Genomic DNA, 25345 nt, shown 5'->3' on the forward strand with positions numbered 1-25345 from the left:
GCCCGGCCCCCCGTCCCCGTCCTCGCCGCGATCCGGCTGGAGGCCGCCATCGGCGCCCTGGCCGTCGCCGCCTTCGACTACGAGACCAGCGCCCAGGCCACCGTGGACGCCGAGGTCACCACCCCCGGCACCGTCCTGGTCTCCGGCCGGCTCCTCGCCGACATCACCCGCACGATCAAGGGCAGCCACCCGGTCGACCTCGAACTCGACGGCACCCGCCTGATCCTGACCTCCGGACGCACCCGTTACACCCTGCACACCCTCCCGCTGGAGGAGTACCCCACCTTGCCCCGGCCTGCGGCCGCCAGCGGCACCGTGGCCGGGGCCGCGCTCGCCGAGGCCATCCACCAGGTCGCCACCGCCGCCGGCCGTGACGACGCCCTCCCGATCCTGACCGGCATCCAGGCCGAGATCACCGACGACACCATCACCTTCGCCGCCACCGACCGCTACCGCTTCGCCCTTCGCCCCATCCCCTGGACCCCCGCCGCGGCCACCGGCGCCACCACTCAGACCACCATCCCCGCCAAGTCCCTCGCCGAAGCCGCCAAGATTCTCGCCACCGACGATCAGGTCCCCCTCACCCTCCCCGCCTCCCACGGCGTCCTCGGCCTGGCTGGCCGCACGCGGACGCTCACCCTGCGCGCCATGGACGGCCAGCTCCCCGACCACAAGGGTCTGTGGCCCACCGACTTCACCGCCACCGCTGACCTCGACGCCACCGAACTCGCCGATGCCGTCAAGCGCATGGCCCTCGTCGCCGAACGCGGCCACCCCGTCAAGCTCCACCTCGCCGACGGCGCCCTGATGCTGAGCGCCGGCACCGCCGACGACGCCTCCGCCCGCGACCAGGTCACCGCCACCACCGACCTGCTCACCGGCGCCCCCGTCACCATCGCCTTCAACCCCGGCTACCTCCTCGACGGCATCACCGCGCTCAAGACGGACCGGATCCGCCTGCAGATCGTCAACCCGGTCAAGCCGGCCCTCCTCACGGCCACCGACGCGGACCCCACCGCGCTGCGCTGCCTGATCATGCCGATCCGCCAGTCCGGCTGACCCGCCCCGGGGCGGCCGCGCCAATCGGCCGGCCGCCCCCGCCCGCGGTGGCGACCGCCACCCCGCAGTCACCCCCAGCACACCAACCACGCAAGGAGAACCAGATGTTCAACGCTGGCGCCGAGGTGGAGATCCTTTCCTGTGAGGACGACCCCAGGGCGAAGGGTAAGACCGGCAGGATCGTCGACGAGGTTTCGCCGGGCCCACTCACCGAAGGACGGTGGACGGTGAACAGGATCAGCATTTTCATCGGCCCCGTCCTCTGCCACGCGCACGAGCTGCGGACGACGGGACGATGACGCTGGTGGACGCCGCCCAGCAGTGGATCCACTCGCTGTTGCTGTGGGGCGGAGGCCTCATCGTCGTGGCCTGCTTGGTCAGCGCAGCGCCCCGCTTCTTCGCCGCGGGCCTCTACGTGCTCCGCCCCTGGCCGAGACGACCGGCTCCGGATCCCCGCAGCGCAGTCGTGCGCCGGCAGGTGATCCAGCGAGACCACGACCGCATCAAGGACGAATACGGTCAGCTCCGCATCGACCCGTTCCGCGGCGACGAGCTCGCTGTCCTCGACGACCTGACGGTCCCCGAAGCCGTCGCCCTCGTCCAGGCGCTCGCCGCCGCCAGCGACGCCGCCGACGCCGCCGACCCCCCGACGTACGAGAAGGCCGTGCTGCACCTGGCCAACTCCTGGCGCCACGCCCAGGCCCGAGCCGCGAACAGCGAACTCCAGCCGCCTTCGGACCGATCACCTGAACCCCGAGCATGCACTCCCGAGCCCGCCGTCCAACCCGCCCGGCGCCGCCCGCGCCCTCCCATCCCGAAGGAGCAGAAATGCCGATGAACCCCGAGCACCACCACCACGACCTCCAGGTCGCCGGCCTCATTGCGGCAGCCGCCCCTGCCGCCTCCGACCAGCTGCTCAACCCGTCCGACACCTCCACCGACCGGCCCAAGGTCGTCACCCTCTGCGGCTCCACCCGCTTCTGGCGCGAGCTCGCCGAGGCCAACTTCCGTGAGACGGTCGCCGGCCACGCCGTCCTGGCCCCCGGCTGCGACATGAAAAAGGCCCATCCGCTGTGGGAGGAGCCCGCGGCCGCCGAGGAGCTCAAGACCGCGCTCGACGCGCTGCACCGCTGGAAGATTCGGGCCTGCGACGAGGTCCTGGTCGTCAACGTAGGTGGCTACGTCGGCGACTCCACCCGCGCCGAGATCACCTACGCCCACCAGCTCGGCCGGCCCGTCCGCTACACCGACCCGGTCGGCCACGCCGTCATCCTCGACCGGCCCGGCCTGGACCCGGTACGGATCGGCCCGTACGAACACGAGAGCCGTGCCGAGGAGTTCGCCGCCAGACTGCGCAGGCAGCTGCACTCCACCGCGCACGTGGAGGGCACTGTCATCGCCACCGGCGTCTTCCGCCCCGACCTCGATCACCTCGACCCCCGGGTGCCGACCGACCCGTACGCCCTGGCCGAGGCCATGGACAACGATCCCGACGGCGACGGCACCGGCCGCAACTTCCCCGACCTCTACGCCCGCCTGTGCGCCCAGGAGCCGGCCGAGTACGCGAGCGAGGTGTGGGGGAGGGCCTGCTCCGCCTACGACTACCTGCACGCCGACCCCGACGAGGAGTAGTCCCGCGCGCCGCCTGCCCAGCAACAGGGCAGGCGGCGCACTCTCTTACGGCAATTCATAGTTGGCCAAGTATGCATTGACATGCCAACTCATACTTGGCATTCTTGTGGTGCGGGCAAGGGTCCGCACCGACGACCGGAGGCGACGAATCATGGAGCAGACCCAGCAGTTATCGCAGGCCGCCCCCACCGAGGCGCGCCTGGCCCAGGCCCGCACCGAGGTGATCGCCGAGATGGGCAGGACCGACGCCAAGGCGTCCGCGCTCCTGACCGTCCTCGGCCTCCCCTCGCCGTCCTGATCGCCGCCGTCCCCGGTCACGACCTCCCCGCCGCCGCCACCGTCGCCGCCGGAATCGGCGCGGCCGCCCTGGCCTCCGCGATGATCCTGGTCCTGCTCATCGTCCGCCCCCGCCTCGGCGGCGACGTCAGCAGCTCCTACCTCCACTGGGCGACCTGCACGCCCGAGGAAGCCGCCGCCGACATCGCCTCCGACCGCAGCGCCGAGCGGATCGTGGTCCTCTCCCGGATCGCCGCGAAGAAGTTCCGCGTGCTCCGGCTCGCCATCGACATCACCGCCGGTGCCGTCGCCCTGCTGGTCCTCGCCGGGATCGTCGCCCTCGTCGCCTGACCGACCGGAGGAAACCCTCATGCTCACCGACCTGATCCGCCAGGCCTTCACCCGCCTGACCACCCCGATGAAGTCCGCGACGTACAAGTGCGACAGGTGTGGGCTCTCGATGCAGATCACCGACTACCCCGGCCGCATCGGACCCATCCTCGACATCGCCCTCGCGCACGCCTGCAAGCCCAAGGCGCTCTGACCCCCGGGACGGGCGGCACCACCGGCTACCAACCAAGCGCCGCCCGCCCCGGGCCAGCCCAACCCGCTCTCAACCGGAGCAGGGGGCAGCTACATCGTCCCTCAACCGTCACGGAGCTGATCACCATGACCCCCACCAGGCCCGACACCCCCGAGGCCACCGCCGCCAAGGCCCGCCTCGACAAGGCCGCCGAGGCCCGGGACAAGGCCATCGAAGCCGCTCACCGCGCCTACTGGGCAGCGGTCAAGGCCGAGATGGACGCCAAGAACCTCACGCAGAAGGCGGTGGCCGACCACCTCGACTTCAGCCGTGAGCACGTCCGCAACCAGGTCAACCGCTACACCGCCGACCAGTAGGCCGGCGCCGCAGATCCCAGGGGCGGCCGCAGCATCGGCCAAGAGGTACGGCCGCCCCCAGGGCTCCCCGTCCAGAGCAGAACCGAGGAGAACACTCATCATGAACCACCGTGCCGCCACCTTCGCCGCCGCCTATGCCTTACTGCGCGCCGCGGCCGATCACGCCGACCACTGGGGCCAATCCGACTTCGACTCCCAGGCCAAGGGCGCCACCGACGCCGCCCCGGTGACGTACGAGCACGAGGACGGTACGGTCACCACCGTCGGTACCGACGGCGGCCGCCGGGCCTGCCTCCACCACGTCATCCAGTACACGACCACCCAGGGCCTGGTCCTCGTCGCCGGCACCCGCGTCCTCGGCATCCGCCTGCACCCGGCCGCCTTGGCCGCCGCTCTCCTGGTCTCGGGGGCCACACACTTCGCCGCCGATCGCAGGGTGCCCCAGGGCCTCTTCCAGTGGCTCGCCGAGGCCACCGGGAAGAAGAACTTCTTCAACCTGGCTGATTTCGGGATGAATGGGCGGTACTGCCTCGACCAGAGCTGGCACCACTCCTGGGAGACCCTGGCCGCCCTGGTCGCCACGGTGAAGGCGACCCACTGGTGAGCGCCGACAACGCGACCGCCGTCGCCGCCATCCGCCTCGGCCTGCACGCGCTGCGCGAGAACGCCCTGGGTGACACCGCCGACCACGAGGACCAGGCCGCTGTCCTTCAGGCCCTCTACGACGACCGGAACCAGGACGGCAGCGTGCTCGGGATGATCTCCGGCCTGCTGACCGAGATCGGCGGCCGGATTGCCGACCAGGGCGCCGAGGACATCATGGAGATCGTTGACGAGGCCGCCGGCTACGTCCAGGACTCCGCCGGCCAGCGCCTGGAGCGGGCTCGCGTGGCTCTCACCGCACTGGAGGCGTCGTGAGCGCCACCGGCCACGAGGCCAGCCCGCTCGCCGAGTGCGACGGCTGGTCCGACTACCCCCACCTGGCCGGCCTGCGGCACGGCCACTTCCACCAGGCGCCCGAACTCGCCGCCCGCCTCAAGGCCCCCTCGGCCGAGGACGACATCCGCTTCCGCGGCGAGCACCTGACCGTCCACACCATCGACGGCATCGCCTACGCAATGCTCTGGGAGGAGTGGTTCAGCCCGACCGTCTCCACCTGGGTTCAGCACACCTCCCCGGCCGCCGCCCGCAGCTGGACGCACCAGCTCGCCGCGCTCTGGTTGCGCGACAGTGCGGGATGCTCCCACGGCGGCGGCACCCTGCAGAGCTGGGACGGCGGGGCATGGGCCGCCGAGCGCGACCTCATCACTGGTCGCTGGCACCTCGCCATCGGCCTCCAGCCCGGCGTCACCTACGCCAGCACCGAGACCGAAGACCGGTCCGCCGGCTGGGCGTTCCTCACCGAGACCCTGACCGCCGCCGGGTTCCCCACCGCTACCTGGCCCGCCGCGATGTGGCAGGCCCGTCGCCACGACCTGCCCGACCCCGATCCGGCGCCGCCGGCCGCCGCACCCGTACCTCCCGGGCCGAACACCTGGCGCACCCTGCTGCGCCGGCTCTTGGCCCGGATCCTGGCCGGGCTCGCCCGCACCCGGTAGTTCCCGCACCGCCGAGCGCCCGCCGAGCGCCCGCCGGTCGCCGCGGGCGGCCGCCCGGCCCGGAGGCAGGCCAGCCTCCGGCCCGGGCGGTCGCCGACGGCCTGGTTCGGCTGGCGCTCGCTCACCTCAACCGAAAGGCGAACATGACTGAGACCGAGAACATCTACACCGCCGACGTGGTCGCCCTGACCCCCGGCGGCGACGTCCTGCTGATCGAGCGCGGCTGGCCGCCCTTCCAAGGGGCCTGGGCGCTGCCTGGCGGCCATGTCGACGCCGGAGAAGCGCCGTTCGTGGCTGCCGCCCGCGAGCTGGCCGAGGAGACCAGTGTCCACGTGCCCGTCGGCAACCTCCACCAGATCGGCGTCTGGGACCAGGTCGGCCGCGACCCGCGCGGCGCCTACGTTACCTTCGCGTACATGGTCATCGTCCCCGACGGCACCGTGGCCACGGCCGGGGACGACGCCCGTACCGCCCGCTGGTGGCCCCTGAGCGATCTGCCGGAGCAGCTGGCGTTCGACCACGCCGACATCATCAGCGCGGCTGTATCCCCCAACCTCTGAGGCGGCACGGGATACCCGCGTGCCCGAGTGTCGCGCATGGCCTCCCCCGGCCGGGCGCCCGCGCTCGTCGTTCCCGGGCAGGCTCCTGACCGGCCTGGGCCGGAACCGAGAGATCCTCCTGCGCCCCCGACCTTGTTGCCGCAGGTCGGGGGCGTTGGCCTGCCCGCAACACCAGTAGGCCAATATAAAGTTGGCCAACTTCATATTGACACGCCAACTTTGAGTTGGCATTCTTGAGGGGGCGGATCTCCCGGCCCTACTTCTCCCACAAGCCTGATCACTGCTACGACTCAACAACGGAGGACCCGTGTTCCGCAGGAACCAGACCACCCCGACCCCGACCCCGAGCACGCCCGAACAGCCGGAAGCCATCGCCATCAACTTGGACGAACTTGCGGCACTGGAACGGGCCTTACTCGAAGCGGACCGGCTGCGCCGCCACTGGATGGACGGCCCCCCGCGCTTCGGCCAGGTATTGCTCACCGTTCACGACGTGATGGCGATGCTGTACCAGCGCGCCGGCGCCGCTTCCGTGGTGCAGCCCGACCCGCAGCGCGCCCGTCTCCCCCTCTACCGTCACGAGATCAAGTGGCTCGCGGACGCGATCATCTGCATGGAACGGCATTACGCCCGGGAGGGCCGGCTGTCCGAAGCGCGGCAGCTTCACAACCGCTTCAACGCTCTGCTGGGGCAGGCGCACGCCATCACCCACATGGGCGGCACGCCTGTCTTCGTCCCCGAGTTCCCGCAATTGCCCGAGGGCGCGTGATCCCGTCGCCCCGCAGCTGAGCCAGATCGCCTACTTCCAGGAGTCGCAATGACCGACGAGATCCCGCAGACCCCGAAGTACCTGGCCACGATCACCGGCATTGACAGCCCGGCCCACACCGCCGACGGGCAAGACCTCTCCGATCTCGCCCCGGCCGCGGCCGCCGCGCTCGCACTGCTCGCCGACGCCATCAAGCGCGGCCACGCTGACCAGGAGGACATCGTCCAGGCGCTTAAGAACGCCAGGGTCGATGAGGCGTTCGCCTCCGTCCTGGTCGCCGCCTCCGACGCCGTGATGAACGGCCTGGAGGACCCGTACGAGTTCGACGGACGCCTGCACGGCGAGAACCTGTCCGCCGCGGCCTCACAGGTCCGCGACGCGTTCCGCTGGCTGTAGTCGGCCGGCCCGCATACCCGTGCCAGGAAGGAAGGAGCAGTGACCGTCAGCACCGTGTCCGCCGTGCCCCTGGGGGAGGCAGAGCACCTGCAGATCCTGGCCGCGTGCTTACCCCGGTGGACGGCGGGCGCGGTCCCGCAGGACCGGCCCGTGCTCGTGATCGTCGCCGGGCAGCCCGGCAGCGGGAAGACAAGGACGGCTGAACTGCTGTACGCCGCGCTTTCCGCACGCGGAGGCGCCGTCCGGATCAGCAGCGATCTCTACAAGCCCGCGCATCGCAAGTACGCCTGGCTACGGGAGCAGGACGTACGGACGGCCGGGACGGGCGTGCGCCCCGACACCAGGCGCTGGCAGGCCGAGGTCGAGGCGTACGCCCGCTCGGCCCGGCTGGACGTGGTGCTGGAGCTGGCGCTGGCCGATCCCGACGAGATCCGCCAGGTCTCCGCCGTCTACCGGGCGGCCGGGTACCGGATCGAGCTGGTGGTCCTGGCCGTCGCGGAGGCGGTCAGCCAGCTGGCCGTCCTGAAGAGGTTCTTCGACCCGGACGCCGACGGCGGCGGCCGCTACGTCGCCTGGGACAACCAGGACGGCTGTACGACCGGCCTGCCGAAGACGGTGGCGCTGGTCGAGGCGGAGCGGCTGGTGGACCGGGTGATGGTGGTCCGCCGCGGCCTCGACCCGCTCTATAACAACGAACTGGTCGGCAGCCGGTGGCTCCGTCCCGAAGCCGCCGCCGCAGTGCTCCGGGCCGAGCATCTCCGGCCCTGGAACGGCCCCCAGACCCGTGTCTTCCGCCGCGACCTCGTGCGCGCGGAAGTCCTCGTCCACGACGAGCGGCTGCCGGCGGACCGCAGGCTTGCCGTGTCCCGGGACGCCGAGCGGGCCGCGGCGGCCGCCGAGCCGGTCCGCCGTGTCGCCCACCCTCTCCCGGGACCGCCCGGCACCGGCTACCACCGGCTGAACCCCGACGAGCACGCCTGGATCTTCGACGAACTGATCGCCCCCTCGTTCCTGCGCCGGGCCGTCTTCCGGCCGGACCCGCTGGTGGTCTACCTCGTCGCCGAGCCCGGCGCGCGATCCCTGGAAGCCGGATGGATGCTGCGCCGGGCCATGAGGCCAGGCACGGTCCTGCTGGACCCCGAATTGCTGAGGGGCTCTCACCCGGACTACTTCCAATTGGTCATCGACCAGCCCCGCACCGCACCGGAGGCGGTCCGCCCGGACACCGAGGCGTGGCAGGCCGAGGCCGAGGCGTACGTACGCGAGCGGCGCGGCGAACTGGTGATCAAATCCGCCTTCGCGGACGTGGGCCAGTTCATCGCGAGCGCGGCCCGGTTCGCCCGGGCCGGATACCGGGTCGAGGTCGCTGCCGTCGCCGCCCGGGCCGCCGACAGCCGCCAGCGCACCCTGGTCAACTACGTCCGGACCCTGGAACTCGACGGGCACTCCGAGCTGCCCACACGCGCCGCACACGCGAAGGCCTGTGCCGTCGGGGCCGACATCGTGGCGGCCGCGGCCGCCGACCCGGCCGTCGCAGCGGTCCGGGTGATCGACGGCGATCACCGGGCGCTGGGCATGGACCGCTGGGCCTGCTGGGCTCTGGCAGCGGCCCGCCGCCGCCCCTACACCGCGCAGGAGGCAGCCCGCTTCCACGCCGTCCAGCGGGCCCTGCATCAGCGGCTGCCGCGTCTGGCCGATGAGCTGTACGGCCTGACCGCCCAGGCGCAGCCCCTGATGCCGCCCGCGTGGCAGGCCCGCCGGGTGGAGAACCCGGCCCAACCCCAGTTTCTGCCGGTGCCCGCTTCCCTCCAGCCGCAGTGATGCACTCGGGTGGGCCAGCGGTCTCAGCGGGCCGCTGCTTCCCTGATCCGGCGCCGCACCTCGTCACCGAAGAACCAAGGGGCCTTGGCGTCCGGGTAGGGGCCGGACCGCCGGTAATCGCCTGTCTCAGGATCAAAGGCCAACGTAGCGATCCACGTTCCTCTCCCGCCGGATTCGATCTCGGCTTCCACGGTGAAGCCGTTCGTCACGACGCTCCTGACCCTCCAGGCGGTCTCTGCGACGGAGCGCACGATGGCGTCGAACTCGATTTCCTCAGGCGTCAGGTTCCGGGCGCCGGGCGACCTGTCGGGCTCGGCAACCCCGGCGGCGGACCGCTTCACGGCGGCCTTGATGAGCAGGCCGGCCGCGAGGGCAGCCACGAAGGCGGCGCCCTTGAGCACGCTCACGGCTGCGCCGTCGGCGGGGGGAGTGCTCCCGCCGTCCTCACTGCGGGCGTTCTGGTCGGGCACGCCGGCCCCCCTTCAGGTCCAGGAAGTTCTGCCGTCAGGGTAGTGGCCGTGCGGCCGCGCGTTTGATGGATCGCGGCTATGCGAGACCGCCCTCCTGCAGCTCACGGAGCCGGGCGGCATAAGCCATCGCGATCCGCGCGGCCTCGTCCGCATCCGCGTCGGCCAGCCGGTCAGCGTCCTCGACCGCGCGATCTCGGGCCTCCCGCCAGGCGGCCACCACGTCTGCCGCTTCCGGGTCGGGGGAACGGCGGGCGGCAACGAGGCGGGCGTTGTACGCCTCGACCACCCGCATCACCAGCCGATGGGCCTGCTCGCGGTCCGTGCCGGGCAGGTGGAACGGGGCCCGGTCAAGATCTTCGGGAGGGAGCGGATCGTTCATGGTGGTGCACCTCAAGGCCGTGCGGACGTACGTGGTCGGCCATTGTCCGTGACGTACCTTCACCACGTCCTACCTGGGCTTAGGTTGGCCCTACAGGCAAATCACTGGGGGATGCGATGACGGGCAACGGGCGGGACCTGCGGGCGCTGTTCAGTTCGAACGACCGAAGGCTGGAGGCCGCGGCGGCCTTCACGAACCGCCAGGGGCAGTGGGAGCTGGTCCAGAGCGCGCTCACCGAGCACCTGGCCCGCATCGCGGCCGCCTCCATCGACGTCGAGGACCTGGAGGCCCCGCGCAGCAACATCCTGGTGTTCCACGGGGTCGGCGGGATCGGCAAGACCACCTTCTCGCGCACCCTGGAAGCCACCCTCGCCGGAGCCGGGGGACGCCCGGCCCGATGGGGCGAACCCGCCTGGCCCGCCCGCCCGGCACTGCTGCCGGTCCGCATCGACCTCGCCCGGTCGGCCGGTACAGACTTCGAGCGCATCATCCTGACCCTGCGCCTCGCCCTTGCCGCGCACCTGGGCCGGCCGCTGCCCGCCTTCGACATCGCCTTGAAGAGGTACTGGGAGCACCAGCACCCGGGCGAGAGCCTGGAGGAGTACCTGAACCGCGGCGGACTGGCTGCCCGTTTCGGGAAGGCGCTGCCGCAGCAGGTGCAGTCCGTGCTCTCGGATGTCGCCCAGGCCCTGCTGCTGCCCGGCACCGTCGGCACCGCGGTCGGCGCCCTCACCGGCGCCCTGACCACCGCGCTGCGCGAACGCAGGCAGACTGTGCGGGCGCTGGCCGCCTGTCACCGGCTGGCCGATCTCCTGGACGCCGAGCCCGACCTCGACGTGCTCTCCTACTACCCGCACCTGCTGGCCTTCGAGCTCTCCCGGCTCCCCGTCGACCAAGCCGTGCTCCCGGTGGTGCTGTTGGACACCTTCGAGGACACCGGCACCCGTACCCACCGCGACCTCGAACGCCTGCTGCAGCGCCTGGTGTGGCTGCTGCCCAACGCGTTCTTCATCGTCACCGGCCGCGGCCGCCTGCAGTGGGCCGACGCCGCCCTGGAGGGCCAGCTCGACTACACCGGCCCAACCGCCTGGCCCGGCCTGGCAGGTCAGGCCATCCCCGGCCCCCGCCCCGCCGACCCTTCAGCCGGGCCTGGACGGCAGGTCCTCATCGGCGACTTCTCCCCGGAGGACTGCACCGACTACCTCGCCCGCCGCCTGACCCGCAACGGACAGCCCCTCATCGCCCCGGCACTTCGTGAGGTCATCGCCGAGCAGTCCCACGGGCTGCCCCTCTACCTCGACCTCGCCGCCCACCGCTTCCTGGAACTGCACCGCACCGGCCGCAGCCCGTCCGCCGGCGACTTCGGCACCGACTTCCCTGCCCTCTTGACCCGCACCCTCGCCGACCTCACCCCCGACGAGCGCCACCTGCTGCGCGCCGTGTCGCTGCTGGACGCCTTCGACCTGCCGCTGGCCACCGCCACCGCCGGCCTGCCGCACCTGTCTGCCGCCGCCCGGATGGTGGAGCGGCCCTTCGTCCGCCGTGACGACTTCGCCCTGTGGCCGTACCACCTGCACGCGCTGATCCGCTCCACTCTGCGGACCGCCGACGATGCCACCGACGACCGCTGGACCGACACCGACTGGAAGCAGGCCGCGTCCCGCGCCCTGGCCGCGCTCGGCGGGCAGTGGCAGGCGGCCCCCGGTCCGGACCGGCGCTTTCTGGTCGGCTGCCTGCGCCAGGGCCTGGCCCTGGCCCGCGACCACCGGCTCGACCTGGGCTGGCTCACCGACGCAGCCTTCGCCTACACCGACGACTACGTGTGGGAGCCCCTGCCCCTCCCGGCCCGGGACGGCGACGAGGAGATCGCCACCGGCGCAGACGCCCTGGCCGAGCTCCTGTCCGCGCTCGGCCGCCGGCAGCACGAGCACCGCTCCACCACCGTCTCCCGGCTCACCGAAGTCCTCGAAAGCGGCCTGCTGCCCGCCGAGCTCGCCGACTTGGCCCTGTACTACCGAGCCAAGGCGTACCGCGACCTCGGCCAGGCTGAAGCGTCCCGCGACGGGATGCGCCGGGTCGCCGACGGCGGCGGCCGCCTCGCTCCCGACGCGGCCCGTGGCCTGGCCCACCTCGCCCGCGTGAGCGGCGACTTCCCCGCCGCGCTCGCCACCGCCCGCACCCTGGGCTGGCCCGGCCGCGGCAACCGTGTCCTGGGCGACATCCGCTTCGCCCACGGCGACATGGCCCAGGCCGCCACCGCCTTCACCACCGCCCGCACCGAGGCCGAACAGCACGGCAACCGAGGCGAGCAGGCCATCGCCCAGGCCAACATCGCCCTCACCTACGCCTTCGCCGACCCCGACCGGGCCGGGGAGGAGATCACCCTCGCTGAGCACCTCCTGACCGGGCTGGACCAGCGCGCGACCGCCCTCACCGTCCAGGTCGCCGCCCTCGCCCGCCAGGCCGGAACCCTGGCCACCCTCGACGAGGCCCGCACGCTGCGCACCGAGATCCACGAGGCAGGCATCACCGCCGCCCAGGCCGCCCTCGAACTCGCGCTCGTCTTCCACCACGCCGTCACCGGCGAGCAAGACAAGGCCCGGGCCGCCATCACCCGCCTCACCGAACTGACCCGGACCGGCGACTACCGCTACTGCGTCGACGCCGCCCACCACATGGCCGACCTGCGCATGCCCGAACCCTCGGCGGTGTCCTGGCTCGACGGCCCCGACACCGTCCGTGCCCGCTGGCGTGACCTGGTCCAGGCCCGGCGCGACCAGCTCCGCGCACAGCAGTAAGAACGCGGTCCCTCTCGCTCCGACGTGGGAGACGAACAGCTCAGACGCTGTCAGACCTGTTGGGACCAATAGGTCTTACGAAAACGGTGAAGGGCCGGACCCCGATGGGTCCTGCCCTTCACCGTCTGCTGCTGCGGGGTGTCAGCCGAGGCGGCCGACGTGGATGACCACGATGGTGACGGTGGCCTCGGTGATCTCGTACATGACCCGGTAGCGCCCGACGTGCATCCGGCGCAGGTCCGGGGAGCCGTACGGGGTGCTGCCCTCGGGCCGGGGCTGGTCGGCGAGCAGGTCGACGGCGTCCATGAGCTGGCGCAGCCCGTCGGCGTCGTCCTTGAGGAACCGGGCGGCCGCATCGATGGCGGGCTCGTCCCAGACGATCTCGTAGGTCACCCGCGCTCCAGGCCGAGACGGGCACGGACGTCATCGTGGGGCGTGGCCGCCGTGGTCCCGGCGGACTGGCGCTCGCGATACCTGGCCAGGGCCAGGGCGTCTTCGAGGTCGGCCAGTTCCTGGGGGTTGATGAGCACGGCCGCAGGCTGGCCGTGGTCGGTGATCGTGATGCGTTCGCGGGCGTGGGACGTGCGGCGGACCAGTGATCCGAACTTCGCCCGAGCCTCGGTGATCGGCAGAGTGTCACTCATGCGCAGAAGTGTACACTTCACGCGCCTTTGGTGGGGGCTTCTGGGAGCAGGGCAAAGGTCGGCTCTCCCCGCACCCGGCCAGCCGCCCCACGGTGCGCCCGGCCGGCGGGTCGCCCAGGGTGGACGCATGACAGAGCACCGGCTGGTCGTCTACCCGCCCGACGAGCGCGGCTGGCCGAAGGTCCGCTACGACGGGGCCGTTCTCGGAACGGCCTATCGGGTCTCCGACATTGTCGAGTTCCTTCGCGAGGCGGGGATGGACGACCCCGAGTCCTTCGACCTCACCGACCCCGCGCTGGTGGACTGGCGGGAGATCGGCCCGGAGAGCTGGGCCGAGTAGCCCCCGTGACCGCCTGTTCCCCAAGGGAACGAGTGCGAGGACACGGGGGTGGCCGTCGCACGTGGACGGCCGTACGGTCCGGATATGAACGACAGCGGCCGGGAGCCCGGCCCGCGCTGCCTGTGGTGCGGCCAACCGCTGGGCGATGGCCCTTCCCGTCGACGGTACTGCGCGCGGCCGCGCCTGTGCCGGGACCAGGCGTACCGGGACCGCCGCCGGGCGAAGCAGGCCCAGCCGGCCCGCGGCGCCCTCGCCCGCGCCGGGCACAGCCTCGACGTCCACCTGCAGAACGTCCGCGAGGTCCTGCTCCAGGCCGTGCTGCAGGGGGACGCCTGGCCCGGGGTGTTCGCCCTCGCGGCCGCGGGTGTCGAGTCCCGGGCGGCCGACCTGGTGCGCGTGCGTCCTGGAGGAGCGTGCTGCCGGCACTTCGTGGGAGCGGATCGGCGAGCCGTTCGGCATCAGTGCGGACGCGGCCCGCAAGCGCTGGGGCCAGTGGGTACTCGCCCCGGACTCTGATGACGAGGAGCCGCTCAGCGGTGGTTAGACCCGTTGGGGTCAATGGGTCCATCCCGGCGGTGGGTCACATCTCCCGCCGGGCGCGAGCCAGATCTTGACTCCACGGCAGGTGCGACGTGTCACGGTGGCGGACGAACATCCGCTCGCTGTCGTCGCTGCCGATCTGGACCACCGGGCCCAGGTGGTCCATCTGGACCTTTCCGCCGACGTCGAGCACCTCGAAGCCGTGCCCGCGATAGAACGCCTCCAGGTGCGGCGAGCCGACATCGAAGGAGCCTTCCAGGGCCACGAAGCCGAGCTGGTCGTAGACCTGCATGGTGCGCCGCAGCAGGGCACTGCCCCAGCCCTGACCCCGGACATCCTCGTCGACGGCCAGCCCCCGCACCTTGCCGACGGTCACCGCGAGCATCATGGCCATCACGTCCGGATAGCCCATGCTCCGCATGCTCATGATGGTCGTCGCGGGAGGTATCACCTCGCACACCCCGATGATCTGATCGGAGGCGTCTTCGGCGACCAGGACCAGCGAGCACGGCACCAGCTGCTGGACGAGGTCCTGCCCCTTGAGCGAGTCGAGGAAGTGCTCGTGGAAGCCTTCGATGTGGGTGGCCAGCCCGTCCAGCAGGACGGTGCCCAGCGTGTTGTTGTCGATCGCGGTGGTCGCCGAGCGATCCAGTTGGACGCCGGCCGCGGGCAGCAGTTCGTTGGCCCGGGCCCACTCTCCGGGGCGGATCTGCCGGATGGTTCCGGCCTGCTCGGGCCAGCCGTCGATGACTCGCTGGGCGGGGATGTGCCGGGTGCGGGGCTGGGTGCGCTTCTTGATCCTCTTCATCCGGCCACGCTAATCGCGGACGGCCCCGCGCAGGAGCACTCCGCCGGAAGCCGGAAGATGAAGAGGATGTGGACCTGACCGAGTGCGGGCCCAACCCGCGGCCGGCAGATACGAAAGCGGCCGGCGCCCACTTCCGCCGAGGCGGGTGGCAAGGGCGCCGGCCAACCGAAAACACACTCCGCGGGAGACCCGAGAGATGTATCTCGCTTCCGAGTCTATCCGTACGACGCGCCGTTGAGGACCCGATCCACTTGCCAACGGTGATGTAAGGTGGGTAATGTTTTTTTGTGGCGGGTCGTGGCAGCTCGCCGACACCGAACACACCAACCTCCTGGAGGCTCCATGTCCCTCTCCATCACGCACCCGCACCCTGCCGGCAGCCCGACCCAGGCCGCGGCCGAAGCCTCCGCCTGGCCGGCCACCGCCGAGGCCGCCGAGGCCCAACTCGTCCGGCTCGCCGAGCTCCTGGCGGAGGCCGGCGTCACCGTCATCTCCGCCGCGGGCGTCATCTCGATCCCCGAGCTCGCCTGCGGCCCGGGCGACACCGCCGGCATCCGGGTGCGCACCACCAGCCGCCCGCCCCACGCCCTGTACGTCGTCGCCGGCGGCAACCTCACCCCGCACACCAGCGCCGACGCTGCCTTCGCCCGCCTCCACCCGCTCATCGAGGCGGCCGCCCGCCCCTGCGACGGATGCGGCGCCGAAGCCAGCGCGCCGTGCAACCCGAACTGCCTGCCCGACCCCACGAACGACTGACACCCCCGCCGGCGGGGCGCCACAAGCGCCCCGCCCCGTGATGAAGGAGAAGAACATGATCCGCGCCGGACGCCTGCAGTACGTCCAGACCATGTCCGACCTGGCCGACGCCCTCGGCAAGAAGCTCACCACGCTCCGAAACCAGAAGCCCTACGCGGCGGAAGACCACCCGGCGCCGATCAGCTCGCCCGACGCCCGCAACCAGCTCTGGGACGCGGAGCAGACCAAGGCCTACTACGCCGGCGAGCCGATCCCGGAGCTGCCCCAGGTCGACGACGACGAGGATCTCCTGGACCGCCACGAGGCCGCCCAGGAGCTCGGCATCGAACCCGTCACCTGGAACACCTACAAGAGGGACCCGGAGCTGGTCGCCGGCATGGTCCTCGTGCCCGCGGGCCCCAAGGGCACCGAGCACTGGCCCCGCCGCCTGGTCCTCGCATACAAGGACAGCCGGCCCGGCCGCGGCGCCGGCGGCGGCCGCCGCGAGGGCAGCGGCGACATGATCCCCCGCGACCAGATTCTGCCGCGGATCGCCGAGCTCTTGGACGCCGACCCCGCCGTCACCGTCGAGACCGTCTCCGACACCCTTGGCATCACCAAGTTCCCCACCGCACAGTCCGGCCTGGCCACCCTCCGCGGCCGCAGGATCGCCGACCTCGTCGAGCAGCATCGCGGCCTCGACCTGAAGGATGCCGCCCTTCAGCTGGGCTACCCCGCCATCACCCACCGCGCCGCCGTCGCGTTCGCCGAGCGCGAGCTCCGCGCCCGCGGTGCCCAGCCCTACCTGCAGCACACCGCCGACGTCCTGGCCGCGGCCGGCATCGCCCAGCAGGCTCAGGTCGAGATGCGCCAGCTCGACGGAGGCGCCGTGGCCGCCGCGGTGATGCTCGACACCGACCAGCCGGCCGCCGCTGCAGTGTGGGACTCCCGCTACGGGTGGCGGACCTCGACCAGCCGCCGGCACCCCATCGGCAAGGACACCGACAGCGCGCCCGAGGGCGAGGGGATCCGCTACCTGGGCAGCGGGCTCCGGCCCGAGCCCGAAGAGCTCCTCGCTGCGCTGCGCGACGGGCGCAAGGGCACCAAGCGCCCCCACCCCGCCCCCTGAGCCCTGGAGACCAGAACCGCAGGCGCTCCTCCTCATCCCGGACCGTCGAGTCAGAGGGAGAACGCAGACATGGACAAGCCGTCGGGCTTCAGCTTGTTTGTCCACCAGGGTCTTCAAGGCTTGCCGATGGCCTTGAGAGGCTCGGGGCGTTGGACGGTCTTGTCGACGTCGTACCGGAAGATAAGGAACAAGCTCAAGCCGTACGGATGAAGATGGTGTGGGACGGAGTTCGACTATGCGTGTCAGGTATCTGGGCGAAGCGCCGCTTGGATATGACTCACGATGTGGCTGTCGAAGCTCAGCATGTCAAGGATCTCAGGAATGCATACGCCAGGGCCCTTGATGAAGGAGATACGCGCTTCAAGTATGACTGGCTGTCGATGAAGATCCTTGTGGCGATTGTCGTCTCATCTGCTGCTGAGGCCGAGTCGTGGATCGGGACCCGCCTGCCCGACGGTGAGGCACTCAGCAAGGAGTTGCAGGGCCTGCTGGAGAGGCTTCACCAGCACGATGTCGTCGGCAACACACTCCAGGCCTGCCGGAAGTGGGCATCTGACCAAATTATCAAACTCTTCGCGGCTGCGTTCTTTGGTGCTACTTGGCCGACCTGGGCCGCAGCAGCCGGAGCAGCCTTTACGGCATGGGGGACTACGGCAGCCGCGGCGGGAGAGGCGTTTGGTGCGATCTTCGTCCCGATCGTGCTTGGAGTCCTTTCATTTGGAGCCATGGCCGCTCACGCGCTCAGAGCATCGGCGGCGGCAGCTGAGAAGGTGGGGCAAGCCGCAGGGAAGATGACAAGTTTCCTGTTTGCGCGAGCCGGAGCCGTTGGGGTGGCTCCGGAGGAGGTTGTCGAGCGCAATATCCGCGCAGCCTTGACAGAGCTGGGCGCTCAGCACGGGACGGCCCCCGGCCACCTCTCTCGCCCGGCTCCTATTGTCCGCCACCTCCGCCTCGCGGCGTACGCCGGCGTCTGGGCTGCGCTGGGCGTGTTTGCTATCAGTGTTGCGTTCTTCGTCATGGGCCTTGCAGATGCGTGGAACGACTTCACCTGCACCCCAGGGAACAAGTTCTCGTTCCTGTGCACGGACCCGGGAGGGCACCGGCCGACCCCGACGGACCCGATTCTCCCGCCGCCGATTAACCCGTGGGACCCGCTTTACCCGCAGAACTAGATCCATCATGCGGTCTGAGACGGCTCATGCACCGCGACAAGCAGGCATGCGTCACCATCCACGACTGAGCATGCGCCTTGACCTACCAGGGTCTCAACTCATCGCGGGGCGCCCATCCGCGGGCAAGAATCCGTTCCCGGACGGCGCTGACACCGCCATCTGGACGGGGCGGCTGCGCCGCACAGTGCTGGAGATCGAGATGCGCGAGCAGGACCCCGAGCCGGTCGCCCGCGCGCGGTACGTGCTCGCGGACCCGCAGCTGCTGCGCCGCTGGCACGCCGACAGCCCGGGCCTCCTCCAGCTCCTGGAGATCGTGGAGAGCCGCGGGCCCGCGGTCGACGTGGTGCTGAGCCAGCCCCTCGGCGCCTGCTGAAGACCTGCGGACCGCAGTGGCGGCCGCGCCCGCGCGCCCCCACAGCGAACAGCGTCAAGACCGTGATGCCGCAGTTCTCCGCACGCGGAAGGCTGCGTCATTGGGGCAGATAACCTCAACACGACGGGTCCCGACCTGGAGGGGGATGGCAGATGAGCCGGAGCTGGGAGCGAGCAATCGCCGAGCTGCGTGCACAGGGCCTTGCGGCCCGTGCCTCAGCCGACCGAGTCAACGAGACCGCGGCCGATCTACGGCAGCGGACCATTGCGGTCGCGGTCCACTACGCGGCCGAGACCGACTACCTGCGCAGCGCCCTCGCACTGTTGCGCGCGCACCTCGCCGACGGGCGGCCTCCGCAGCGCCTGCCCGCCGCCCGGGTATGGCCCGGACCCATCCGCGACCTGTGGATGAACCAGGTCCTGGCGCGGACCGGCGGCCTGTGGCAGGCAGTCCCGGGGGCCGCGGTGGTCGACCAGATGCGCAGCGGCCCGGCCTCGCCGTTGCTGGACGCGGTGATCGAGCAGGCCGAGGCGCTCCAAGCCAGCCTCCACGGCCACCGCCGGCACCCGCGGATGTACGAGAAGTACTTTCCCGAGCGCGACGGCGGCGTGCGCGCGGACGGGGGCGGACGGCCGGCTCCCACCGTGCCCGGATTCCCCGACCCCGGGCATCCGGTGAACCTGACCTTCGCCGGCGGAACCGGGCTGCGCATCCAGCCGGCCCGCGCCGATGAGGCCAGCCGGCTCAAGGACGACGAGTTCGCGGTGCACCACCGCGCCCTCGCCTTCGGCGACGCGGTCCTGGACCTGCTCGTCGAGGCCCGCCTCGACGGCACCCGCCCGCAGGCGGGACGACTGCGCGGCGCGGGACAGTGGGTCGGCCGGGAGGAGGAACTCGTACCGGCCCGTGCGGCGTGGCCGGCCAAGCTCAACGGCTTCCAGGCGGTGACCCTGGCCGGGCTGGGCCTGCTGGTGCTGGCCTGCACCGCACTTCCGCTGACCTTCGGCAAGGAGGCCGACCTCTTCTCCCACTACACCCTGCTGTTCGCGGCATCCGGGACCCTCGCGCTCGCGGGCACGGCGATCGTCCACAGGACCGGGCCCAGGCTCATCCAGGCACCCGGCCTCAGGGCCGCGGCACCCGGCATCGCCTCCGGGCTCCTTGCGCTCGCGGTGTGGCAGGGGCAGGGCCCAGTGGCCGACCACTTCTTCGCCGGCCCCTACGAGCGCTACGAACGCGAACTCGCCCACGGGTGCCTGGCCGCCAGCCCCTACCGCAACGACGCCGTACAGACCCGCGTCGACCACGGCGTACTCCTCGTTACCCCCACCAGCCAAGGAACGACCCTGCGCCTGGGGCCCGCTGAAAACGGCAGCACGCACCCGCTCCGGCCGGTGGATGCCGCGACGCGGAAGGTACTCGACGACTTCAGGTGCTGACCGTCCGCTCGGTGCGGGTCCTGCACGGTGTAGGGAGCATCTGAGTGCCAGCATGCCGACCAGCGGGTACGCCGATTTCAGCAACTCTCAGCACCCACGCTCGCGGGATGGTTCAGCACTCCCGAGGGGCACGCGCACCCTGCGATCATCAGCCCATGAACGAGCACTCCTAGCCCGACGATGGCCCCCAGACCGCCGCCCGGGTCCGGTCAGCGTGGGACCGGACGGTCGCCGACCTGCCTGTCGGAAATCCCCGTCACTGGTGAAGTGATCGGCCGCCAACCCTTTGGGGTATCCATCTGCCTCGACGGCCACCTGGATGCGATCGGCTTGGCCGAGATCACCACTATGCCCAGATGCGGAACCCTCCCGCTCGTGGGCGAGTAGGTGTCCGGTGAGGTTGTCTGGCACGCCGACTACAACCACCAGGTCAGGGCCTCCCCGCTCACAGCACGAAGCAGCCGCTGGCCAAGCCTCAGGGCAGGGAATGCTTCGCACTGCCAGGTACCGGCTCACTAGAAGAGGTTCTTGGGCCCGCTCCTACGGATGGACTGATCGTTGAGGAAGGGTTTGATCCGGGCGGCTTCTTTTCATCCACATGGATATCACCCTTGAAGAAAAGGGCCAAAGCTCCTACCCAAAGGCTGATCAGAAAGGCCAAGATGGCTCCCCTCGCACGCCCAGTAAATTTAGCGCTGAGATGGGATGATTCTCGAACGAGGAGGAGTGAGGCCGCAAACGTGCTTGGAGTTAGTAGCAATGCGAGCTGCTGTGCGGCCAGTCTTCTATCGGAGAGCCAGACGATTCCAGTTACGACTAGGGTCGCCATAATTGTGGCAAGTACTAGCAAATGAATACAGCCAGTTGGTCGCGCCATGCGGAGAGGTGTTTTAATCCACAAGCGATCATCACGCTCTCGCTTCGAACTGTAGACAGCAAAGACTTCTTGCGTCTTGTGAATATGATCAGGCGCCACCTCCAGGGGCCTGTTCAGTTCGTTGCGAGCTTCGCATTTTTTCTCTGACAGCTCCACGTTCATATCGGATACCTTGATGTTGACGTGGTTTGTCAACGCATCGTTGAAACGGGCATGCGTCCAAGCGATTGGCTTGATCCAGCCCTTTATCTTTCCGAAGGTACTATCTTCAGGGTTTTCGAATTGAATGTGGCGTTTTGTTGAAACGCTAACAAGAAACGGTCGATCTAGGGGTACATAGCAGCGCGTGAAGGCCTCCCAATGCCGTCCGTATTCTCCATAGAGTTTCAGCAGGGGCTCGCGTACATCGCCCGGCTCATCCCGCAGCCTGTCGAGCAGGAGCCAAAGACTCTGCAAGAGGGCCTTCAGCTCTTCATCGTTTAAGGTGTTCTGATTTTTGATTACGCGCAGCTGATTGAGGTACGGAAGCGCAATCAATGGGTTTTGTGCAGCACTTCCTTCATGAGGAAGAACTCGCCCTTGAATTACATGCCTTGTGATTTTGTGGCCTACGGCCCTGGCGACAGCTTCCACATGAGGGGTGATGCCGCCCTGCTCGTGGATGTAAACTTCGACACCTTTACCCTCCGGTGGACGCGTTGCACCGAAAATGGCGGCTAGCAGCCCTTCCAGGGGTTTATCGACACTCAATTTCGCGTTTGTTGCGGCGTTGACGCGATGAGTGAAATAGCGAGCCTGTAGGCTCGCCCCTTCTGCCCGCGAAAGTCGAGAAACTTCCTCACCGTTCACCTTACTTTCAAAATCAACGACTGGCCGTTTTGTCATTTGCGAGAGCGGGAGGACGATCCTTACCTCTCCATTTCTGTCTCTGTACGTCGCAGGCGCTTCGTCAAGGAGGTTAGTTAGCCGTTCGTTCACATTCAGCAACGGCTTTGCATGGAGAGTGCGGGTCCGTACGGACCATCGATGGCTGGATAGCTCGATCCGCTCAACTGACCGGAGTCGCCACATTTCGGGGTGCTCTAGAAGCGCGAAGGCCAGACTGTCTTCCCATCGCTCTGCGGACACGTAGCCTCCTGTGCGATTTGTGATTAGTCATGGTCTCATGCGTTTGATTTCCAACCCTTAGAGGGACGCGCGTCCGAGAGGAGGAATCTGGAGATAAATTAGCTTATTGAGACAATCGCATCGTGTGGAAGAATGGCGATTCTTCGAACTTCATGTCACTGCTGACGGATCTCGCCGATGCGACGGGGCTGACAGCTGCCTACTCCGATGCGCTGCGGCCCTTGCGGCCACGCGGGACCGGGCTTGACCCAGGCCGGGTCCCGATCTGGCCATGATGCGACGGCGGCGAAACCATCACGGATCTGGCTGTCCTGCGCGACCAGGTGACGTATTCGGCCCGGTAACGTCCACGTCCACGGCCTGGCCTGCTCGCGGCCACCGACGAGGTGTTGTGGTCCTGCTGCGCACGGCCCGCGCCCAGCAGGCGAGGTGGCCTGGCTGCAAGCCACCGACAACGGTGAGGGCCCGCGGCGAGGGCCGGCGGCCGTGCTCTGCCTGGCCTGCTCCTGGACATCGACGCCACGCTGGTGGCCTGCCACTCGGAGAAGGAAGGGGCGTACCCATGCGAGGGTTGCGTTCGATCCATCAGGTTGCGTGGCAACGGTCCATCAAGGTTTCAGACTGCTGAACTACCCGCGATTGCTGATGTACTGCTGAGATCTGAGCTCGATTGCTGAACTAGATCAGACTCCTACACACGGACCTCCTGGCACCCGCACCGAGGACGTCAGCCGGCCTGCCGGTAGCTGGCCGCCGGCCCCACCGTGCCAGAACCGAAACGGGCGTTGAGCAGGTCGATCGCCTTCTCCGCCCGCAGCCGCCGGTCGCGGCCCTGGTCGAAGGAGAGCTGCTCGGCGACGGCGGCCGCGTCGACCAGCTGCTCGCAGCGCAGCGCGATGCCGCGCACCCGCGCCCGCTGGAAGCCCAGCGCCCGGTACATCTCGTACGCGGTGTCGCGGAGGTCCTCGGTGTGCGCGCTCGGGCCGCCGGCGAGCTGGCGGCTTCGGTGGACCTGGGAGCGGTCGGCCAGGGTGACGGTCATCGTGATCGTCCTCGCGGCTTGGCGCCGGGTCCGCAGCCGGTTGCCGAGCTCGACCGCCAGCGACAGCAGCGCGGCATGGACCGCCTCGGGGGAGAGTGTGTCGAGGGTGAACCGGCGCTGCGCGGCCGTGCTGTGCGGGAGCTCCGTCGGGACCACCACACGGCGGTCGATGCCGCGGGCCACCTCGCGCAGCTGCCGGCCCGCCCGGCCGCCGAGGACCCGCTGCACGGTCGCCTCCGGCAGCTGCGCCAGCAGACCGATCGTGTGGACCCCGAACTGGACCAGGCGCTGCTCCTGGGTAGGCCCGATGCCGTAGAGCTCCCCGACCGGCCGGTGGTGCAGGAATGCGGCCACCTGCTCAGGTGCGGCCCCGACGGCGACCAGGCCGCAGCGCGCGGCATCGCGGGAGGCCATCGCGGCCACCGACCACGTCGGGCCGACGCCGATCACCACCGGCAGCCCGTAGAGCGCCATCGCCCGAGCCCTGATCATCAGCCCGAGCTCGGCCGGGTCCCGGTCGAAGAACCGGACGCTGCCCGACACGTCCGCCACGAGCACCGACGGCGGGACCGCCTGGACCACCGGGGTCACGTCCGCCACCAAGCCGAGGAGCAGCCGGTAGAAAACCGGGTCCACGTCCACGGGGCAGCGCAGATGCAGGATCGGGGATCCGGCGCCCGCCGGTTCCCTCTGCTCGTCGTCCACGGCGACACCTCCCACAGCCACCGTATCGAAAGTTTATTCGAACAAGCACGCCGGGAAGCGGAACGGGAGATTCGAACAGAGATACGATATTGAGGTGATCTACAGAACCCTGCCCCGCCCGTGCCATCCCGGACACATCCAGGGCCGCACGGAGCCGCCGGCTAGGGAAGCCGGCACCCCCGCGGACGACCTCCAGCGCCATAAGGAGGCGTAGGCGATGCCCACCGGACGCGACCTCGACTGGCTCCTGCCGCCCGACGTCGAGCGACTGCGGACGCTGGAGCGCTGGTGCCTGGTACTGCTGGAGCTGATCCGCGGCCGTATCGCCGAGATCGAACGCCAGGACCGCGTCACCGAAGCGGCCCGCAACGGGCCGGCCGTCACCCCGCTCAACGAATGGAAGCTGGAGCACCCCATCGGCAGAGGAGGGCGCATGCTCGTCCATACCGCCGACTGCCGCCTCGCCTCAGGCCGGACGCGGCCCGCAACCCGCGAGCAGGCACTCGACGCCCTCCGCCAGCCCCAGGTCGAAACCTGCTCGATCTGCCCCGCCCCCCGGGAACTCGGCATCACCGAGCCCTGAGCCCGTATCTCCTGTTCCGCCGACGGCTGAGTGAGGCGCGACTACGATCACTGCGTCGAAGAGCGGAATGTACGCGTCGGCATCCGGCGCCGAGGGGGTCAGCGTGGACGACAATAAGCAGCCAGTCCGATTTCGGCAGCGCACGAAGCAGGTGACAGCACCGCCGACACCGGAGGCATTGTTCGGCGTCCTCCCGCGCACGAGCAACGGCCACGGCGCGCTGTGGTCCCACCAGGCCGACATGCTGCGCGCCTACGCCTCGCCGGAACTCGTGAACAAGCCGGACGTCGCCCTGGAGCTCCCGACCGGCTCGGGCAAGACGCTGGTCGGACTGCTCCTCGCGGACTGGAGGCGGCGCCACTTCAAGCACCGTTCGGTGTACGCCTGTCCGACCAAGCAGCTCGCTCACCAGGTCTGGACAGCCGCCCGGGCCCAGGGAGTACCCGCCGCCCTGTTCGTCAACAAGCGCCGCGACTTCTCCGACCAGGACCTCGCCCGCTACGAAGGCGCCGATGCCGTGGCGATCACGGTCTACAGCCACGTGTTCAACACCAACTCGGCCTTCCCGGATGCGCAGAGCCTCCTGTTCGACGACGCGCACGCCGCAGAGAACTACGTCGCAGAGGCCTGGGCGGTGGACATTCCCGCCTCGGACGGCCAGTTCACCTCGCTGTTGGACGTCTTCGGTGACGACCTCGACCCCCACCTGCTGGCCCGCCTGGCCGACCCCTACAGCGGTACGGAAGTGCGGCTTGTGCCGGCGACCATGGTGGCCAAGCATGCCCCCGACCTGGACAAGGTCCTGTCGACCCTGTCCGGCAATGCTTCGTACCGGTTCAAGATGATCCGCCCGCACCTGCGCGCCTGCCTCTTCTACGTCAGCCCGCAGCGCTGGTACATCCGGCCGATGATCTCCCCGACGTTCACCCACGGCCCATTCACCAGCCCCCAGCAGCGGATCTACCTGTCTGCGACGCTCGGTGAAGGGGGCGAACTGGAGCGCGCCTTCGGCCGACTGAAGATCAGCCGGATTCCGGCGCCACCGGAGTGGGAGAACATCGGCAGTGGCCGCCGCTTCTTCGTCTTCCCCGACCTGGCCGAGTCGAACGAGGACCCGTACGGCCCCGCCGGTCTGCACGCCGCAGAGCCCAACGAGCTGGTCCCGCCCGACC

32 protein-coding genes are annotated in these 25345 nt (G+C 69.9%); 25 read left to right on the forward strand and 7 right to left on the reverse strand.

Annotated elements, in window-relative coordinates:
• From dnaN to PV721_RS23170, 15 genes are all read left to right on the forward strand, one after another.
• A partial coding sequence (dnaN, locus tag PV721_RS23100; protein WP_319727362.1) for a DNA polymerase III subunit beta occupies nt 1-1059 on the forward strand: 1059 nt, incomplete at its 5' end.
• A 104-nt stretch (nt 1060-1163) separates the two neighbouring features.
• Nucleotides 1164-1358, forward strand: coding sequence for a hypothetical protein (locus PV721_RS23105; RefSeq protein WP_319727364.1), 195 nt, complete (start codon nt 1164-1166; stop codon nt 1356-1358).
• Nucleotides 1355-1897 carry a hypothetical protein gene (locus PV721_RS23110; RefSeq protein WP_319727366.1) on the forward strand — a complete coding sequence of 181 codons (543 nt, stop codon included), beginning with the start codon at nt 1355-1357 and terminating at the stop codon, nt 1895-1897. The genes PV721_RS23105 and PV721_RS23110 overlap by 4 nt, the downstream gene beginning before the upstream one ends.
• Nucleotides 1888-2691: a hypothetical protein gene (locus tag PV721_RS23115; RefSeq protein WP_319727368.1), complete on the forward strand. Its 804-nt coding sequence runs from the start codon at nt 1888-1890 to the stop codon at nt 2689-2691. Before PV721_RS23110 ends, PV721_RS23115 begins: the two co-directional genes overlap by 10 nt.
• A gap of 151 nt (nt 2692-2842) precedes the next feature.
• Nucleotides 2843-2989: a hypothetical protein gene (locus tag PV721_RS23120; RefSeq protein ID WP_319727427.1), complete on the forward strand. Its 147-nt coding sequence runs from the start codon at nt 2843-2845 to the stop codon at nt 2987-2989.
• Complete coding sequence (locus PV721_RS23125; protein WP_319727425.1) at nt 2989-3318, forward strand: Pycsar system effector family protein; 330 nt, start codon at nt 2989-2991, stop codon at nt 3316-3318. The genes PV721_RS23120 and PV721_RS23125 overlap by 1 nt, the downstream gene beginning before the upstream one ends.
• A 19-nt stretch (nt 3319-3337) precedes the next feature.
• Entirely contained in the window at nt 3338-3511 is a 174-nt protein-coding gene (locus PV721_RS23130; RefSeq protein ID WP_319727372.1) for a hypothetical protein, read from the forward strand.
• A 125-nt stretch (nt 3512-3636) separates the two neighbouring features.
• Complete coding sequence (locus PV721_RS23135) at nt 3637-3867, forward strand: hypothetical protein (RefSeq protein ID WP_133900270.1); 231 nt, start codon at nt 3637-3639, stop codon at nt 3865-3867.
• Between the two features lie 100 nt (nt 3868-3967).
• On the forward strand, nt 3968-4471 hold the full coding sequence (locus PV721_RS23140) for a hypothetical protein (protein ID WP_319727376.1): 504 nt from the start codon (nt 3968-3970) through the stop codon (nt 4469-4471).
• Nucleotides 4468-4785, forward strand: coding sequence for a hypothetical protein (locus PV721_RS23145; RefSeq protein WP_319727377.1), 318 nt, complete (start codon nt 4468-4470; stop codon nt 4783-4785). The genes PV721_RS23140 and PV721_RS23145 overlap by 4 nt, the downstream gene beginning before the upstream one ends.
• Entirely contained in the window at nt 4782-5465 is a 684-nt protein-coding gene (locus PV721_RS23150; protein ID WP_319727380.1) for a hypothetical protein, read from the forward strand. Before PV721_RS23145 ends, PV721_RS23150 begins: the two co-directional genes overlap by 4 nt.
• Nucleotides 5466-5608: 143 nt before the next feature.
• Nucleotides 5609-6025, forward strand: coding sequence for an NUDIX hydrolase (locus PV721_RS23155; protein WP_319727382.1), 417 nt, complete (start codon nt 5609-5611; stop codon nt 6023-6025).
• A 307-nt stretch (nt 6026-6332) separates the two neighbouring features.
• Nucleotides 6333-6794, forward strand: a complete 462-nt coding sequence (locus PV721_RS23160) for a hypothetical protein (protein WP_319727384.1) — start codon at nt 6333-6335, stop codon at nt 6792-6794.
• A gap of 48 nt (nt 6795-6842) precedes the next feature.
• The gene (locus PV721_RS23165) at nt 6843-7190 is read left to right on the forward strand and encodes a hypothetical protein (protein ID WP_319727386.1); all 348 of its coding nucleotides are present in this window, start codon (nt 6843-6845) and stop codon (nt 7188-7190) included.
• A gap of 39 nt (nt 7191-7229) precedes the next feature.
• A complete protein-coding gene (locus PV721_RS23170) occupies nt 7230-9011 on the forward strand; it encodes a zeta toxin family protein (protein WP_319727387.1) in 1782 nt (593 codons plus the stop codon).
• A gap of 23 nt (nt 9012-9034) precedes the next feature.
• Here the strand turns inward: PV721_RS23170 and PV721_RS23175 are convergent, their stop codons facing one another.
• Both PV721_RS23175 and PV721_RS23180 read right to left on the reverse strand, forming a co-directional pair.
• Nucleotides 9035-9481: a hypothetical protein gene (locus tag PV721_RS23175; protein WP_319727390.1), complete on the reverse strand. Its 447-nt coding sequence runs from the start codon at nt 9479-9481 to the stop codon at nt 9035-9037.
• A gap of 76 nt (nt 9482-9557) precedes the next feature.
• Nucleotides 9558-9860: a hypothetical protein gene (locus PV721_RS23180; RefSeq protein ID WP_319727391.1), complete on the reverse strand. Its 303-nt coding sequence runs from the start codon at nt 9858-9860 to the stop codon at nt 9558-9560.
• 116 nt (nt 9861-9976) lie between these two features.
• Here PV721_RS23180 and PV721_RS23185 point away from each other — a divergent pair, with 116 nt between their 5' ends.
• The gene (locus tag PV721_RS23185) at nt 9977-12658 is read left to right on the forward strand and encodes an ATP/GTP-binding protein (RefSeq protein ID WP_319727392.1); all 2682 of its coding nucleotides are present in this window, start codon (nt 9977-9979) and stop codon (nt 12656-12658) included.
• 141 nt (nt 12659-12799) lie between these two features.
• Here PV721_RS23185 and PV721_RS23190 read toward each other — a convergent pair whose 3' ends face one another.
• Both PV721_RS23190 and PV721_RS23195 read right to left on the reverse strand, forming a co-directional pair.
• A complete protein-coding gene (locus tag PV721_RS23190; RefSeq protein ID WP_133900260.1) occupies nt 12800-13051 on the reverse strand; it encodes a type II toxin-antitoxin system RelE family toxin in 252 nt (83 codons plus the stop codon).
• Nucleotides 13048-13302: a type II toxin-antitoxin system Phd/YefM family antitoxin gene (locus tag PV721_RS23195; protein ID WP_319727395.1), complete on the reverse strand. Its 255-nt coding sequence runs from the start codon at nt 13300-13302 to the stop codon at nt 13048-13050. The genes PV721_RS23190 and PV721_RS23195 overlap by 4 nt, the downstream gene beginning before the upstream one ends.
• Before the next feature lie 127 nt (nt 13303-13429).
• Between PV721_RS23195 and PV721_RS23200 the strand changes: the two genes are divergently transcribed.
• On the forward strand, nt 13430-13642 hold the full coding sequence (locus tag PV721_RS23200; RefSeq protein ID WP_319727398.1) for a hypothetical protein: 213 nt from the start codon (nt 13430-13432) through the stop codon (nt 13640-13642).
• An 84-nt stretch (nt 13643-13726) separates the two neighbouring features.
• Nucleotides 13727-14158, forward strand: coding sequence for a hypothetical protein (locus tag PV721_RS23205; protein WP_319727400.1), 432 nt, complete (start codon nt 13727-13729; stop codon nt 14156-14158).
• A 64-nt stretch (nt 14159-14222) separates the two neighbouring features.
• Here PV721_RS23205 and PV721_RS23210 read toward each other — a convergent pair whose 3' ends face one another.
• Complete coding sequence (locus tag PV721_RS23210; protein ID WP_319727402.1) at nt 14223-14990, reverse strand: GNAT family N-acetyltransferase; 768 nt, start codon at nt 14988-14990, stop codon at nt 14223-14225.
• A gap of 342 nt (nt 14991-15332) precedes the next feature.
• On the opposite strand from PV721_RS23210, the gene PV721_RS23215 reads away from it, so the two are divergent.
• The 5 genes from PV721_RS23215 (at nt 15333) to PV721_RS23235 (ending at nt 19838) form a co-directional block, all read left to right on the forward strand.
• The gene (locus PV721_RS23215; RefSeq protein WP_319727404.1) at nt 15333-15746 is read left to right on the forward strand and encodes a hypothetical protein; all 414 of its coding nucleotides are present in this window, start codon (nt 15333-15335) and stop codon (nt 15744-15746) included.
• A gap of 55 nt (nt 15747-15801) precedes the next feature.
• Nucleotides 15802-16854 (forward strand): DUF6292 family protein, encoded by a 1053-nt coding sequence (locus PV721_RS23220; RefSeq protein ID WP_319727407.1) that lies wholly within the window; start codon nt 15802-15804, stop codon nt 16852-16854.
• A 284-nt stretch (nt 16855-17138) separates the two neighbouring features.
• Nucleotides 17139-18026, forward strand: coding sequence for a hypothetical protein (locus tag PV721_RS23225; protein WP_319727409.1), 888 nt, complete (start codon nt 17139-17141; stop codon nt 18024-18026).
• A gap of 199 nt (nt 18027-18225) precedes the next feature.
• Entirely contained in the window at nt 18226-18399 is a 174-nt protein-coding gene (locus PV721_RS23230; RefSeq protein WP_319727411.1) for a hypothetical protein, read from the forward strand.
• A 152-nt stretch (nt 18400-18551) separates the two neighbouring features.
• On the forward strand, nt 18552-19838 hold the full coding sequence (locus PV721_RS23235; protein ID WP_319727413.1) for a hypothetical protein: 1287 nt from the start codon (nt 18552-18554) through the stop codon (nt 19836-19838).
• Nucleotides 19839-20313: 475 nt separating this feature from the next.
• On the opposite strand, the gene PV721_RS23240 is transcribed toward PV721_RS23235, so the two are convergent.
• Both PV721_RS23240 and PV721_RS23245 read right to left on the reverse strand, forming a co-directional pair.
• Complete coding sequence (locus tag PV721_RS23240; RefSeq protein ID WP_319727415.1) at nt 20314-21843, reverse strand: hypothetical protein; 1530 nt, start codon at nt 21841-21843, stop codon at nt 20314-20316.
• 727 nt (nt 21844-22570) lie between these two features.
• Nucleotides 22571-23590 (reverse strand): DNA polymerase Y family protein, encoded by a 1020-nt coding sequence (locus PV721_RS23245; protein WP_319727418.1) that lies wholly within the window; start codon nt 23588-23590, stop codon nt 22571-22573.
• Nucleotides 23591-23807: 217 nt separating this feature from the next.
• On the opposite strand from PV721_RS23245, the gene PV721_RS23250 reads away from it, so the two are divergent.
• Complete coding sequence (locus tag PV721_RS23250) at nt 23808-24173, forward strand: DUF6233 domain-containing protein (protein WP_319727420.1); 366 nt, start codon at nt 23808-23810, stop codon at nt 24171-24173.
• A 178-nt stretch (nt 24174-24351) separates the two neighbouring features.
• The coding region (locus PV721_RS23255) for a DEAD/DEAH box helicase (protein WP_319727423.1) at nt 24352-25345 on the forward strand (994 nt) is incomplete at its 3' end.

Source organism: Streptomyces sp. MB09-01 (assembly GCF_033794505.1).
Lineage (GTDB): Bacteria > Actinomycetota > Actinomycetes > Streptomycetales > Streptomycetaceae > Streptomyces.

What these genes read in the sequence shown, in the direction of transcription:
- PV721_RS23105 (WP_319727364.1), top strand. Translation starts at nt 1,164, where the DNA reads ATGTTCAACGCTGGCGCCGAGGTGGAGATCCTTTCCTGTGAGGACGAC.
- PV721_RS23110 (WP_319727366.1), top strand. Translation starts at nt 1,355, where the DNA reads ATGACGCTGGTGGACGCCGCCCAGCAGTGGATCCACTCGCTGTTGCTG.
- PV721_RS23115 (WP_319727368.1), top strand. Translation starts at nt 1,888, where the DNA reads ATGCCGATGAACCCCGAGCACCACCACCACGACCTCCAGGTCGCCGGC.
- PV721_RS23120 (WP_319727427.1), top strand. Translation starts at nt 2,843, where the DNA reads ATGGAGCAGACCCAGCAGTTATCGCAGGCCGCCCCCACCGAGGCGCGC.
- PV721_RS23130 (WP_319727372.1), top strand. Translation starts at nt 3,338, where the DNA reads ATGCTCACCGACCTGATCCGCCAGGCCTTCACCCGCCTGACCACCCCG.
- PV721_RS23135 (WP_133900270.1), top strand. Translation starts at nt 3,637, where the DNA reads ATGACCCCCACCAGGCCCGACACCCCCGAGGCCACCGCCGCCAAGGCC.
- PV721_RS23140 (WP_319727376.1), top strand. Translation starts at nt 3,968, where the DNA reads ATGAACCACCGTGCCGCCACCTTCGCCGCCGCCTATGCCTTACTGCGC.
- PV721_RS23155 (WP_319727382.1), top strand. Translation starts at nt 5,609, where the DNA reads ATGACTGAGACCGAGAACATCTACACCGCCGACGTGGTCGCCCTGACC.
- PV721_RS23165 (WP_319727386.1), top strand. Translation starts at nt 6,843, where the DNA reads ATGACCGACGAGATCCCGCAGACCCCGAAGTACCTGGCCACGATCACC.
- PV721_RS23180 (WP_319727391.1), bottom strand. Translation starts at nt 9,860, where the DNA reads ATGAACGATCCGCTCCCTCCCGAAGATCTTGACCGGGCCCCGTTCCAC.
- PV721_RS23185 (WP_319727392.1), top strand. Translation starts at nt 9,977, where the DNA reads ATGACGGGCAACGGGCGGGACCTGCGGGCGCTGTTCAGTTCGAACGAC.
- PV721_RS23195 (WP_319727395.1), bottom strand. Translation starts at nt 13,302, where the DNA reads ATGAGTGACACTCTGCCGATCACCGAGGCTCGGGCGAAGTTCGGATCA.
- PV721_RS23200 (WP_319727398.1), top strand. Translation starts at nt 13,430, where the DNA reads ATGACAGAGCACCGGCTGGTCGTCTACCCGCCCGACGAGCGCGGCTGG.
- PV721_RS23205 (WP_319727400.1), top strand. Translation starts at nt 13,727, where the DNA reads ATGAACGACAGCGGCCGGGAGCCCGGCCCGCGCTGCCTGTGGTGCGGC.
- PV721_RS23210 (WP_319727402.1), bottom strand. Translation starts at nt 14,990, where the DNA reads ATGAAGAGGATCAAGAAGCGCACCCAGCCCCGCACCCGGCACATCCCC.
- PV721_RS23215 (WP_319727404.1), top strand. Translation starts at nt 15,333, where the DNA reads ATGTCCCTCTCCATCACGCACCCGCACCCTGCCGGCAGCCCGACCCAG.
- PV721_RS23220 (WP_319727407.1), top strand. Translation starts at nt 15,802, where the DNA reads ATGATCCGCGCCGGACGCCTGCAGTACGTCCAGACCATGTCCGACCTG.
- PV721_RS23230 (WP_319727411.1), top strand. Translation starts at nt 18,226, where the DNA reads ATGCGCGAGCAGGACCCCGAGCCGGTCGCCCGCGCGCGGTACGTGCTC.
- PV721_RS23235 (WP_319727413.1), top strand. Translation starts at nt 18,552, where the DNA reads ATGAGCCGGAGCTGGGAGCGAGCAATCGCCGAGCTGCGTGCACAGGGC.
- PV721_RS23250 (WP_319727420.1), top strand. Translation starts at nt 23,808, where the DNA reads ATGCCCACCGGACGCGACCTCGACTGGCTCCTGCCGCCCGACGTCGAG.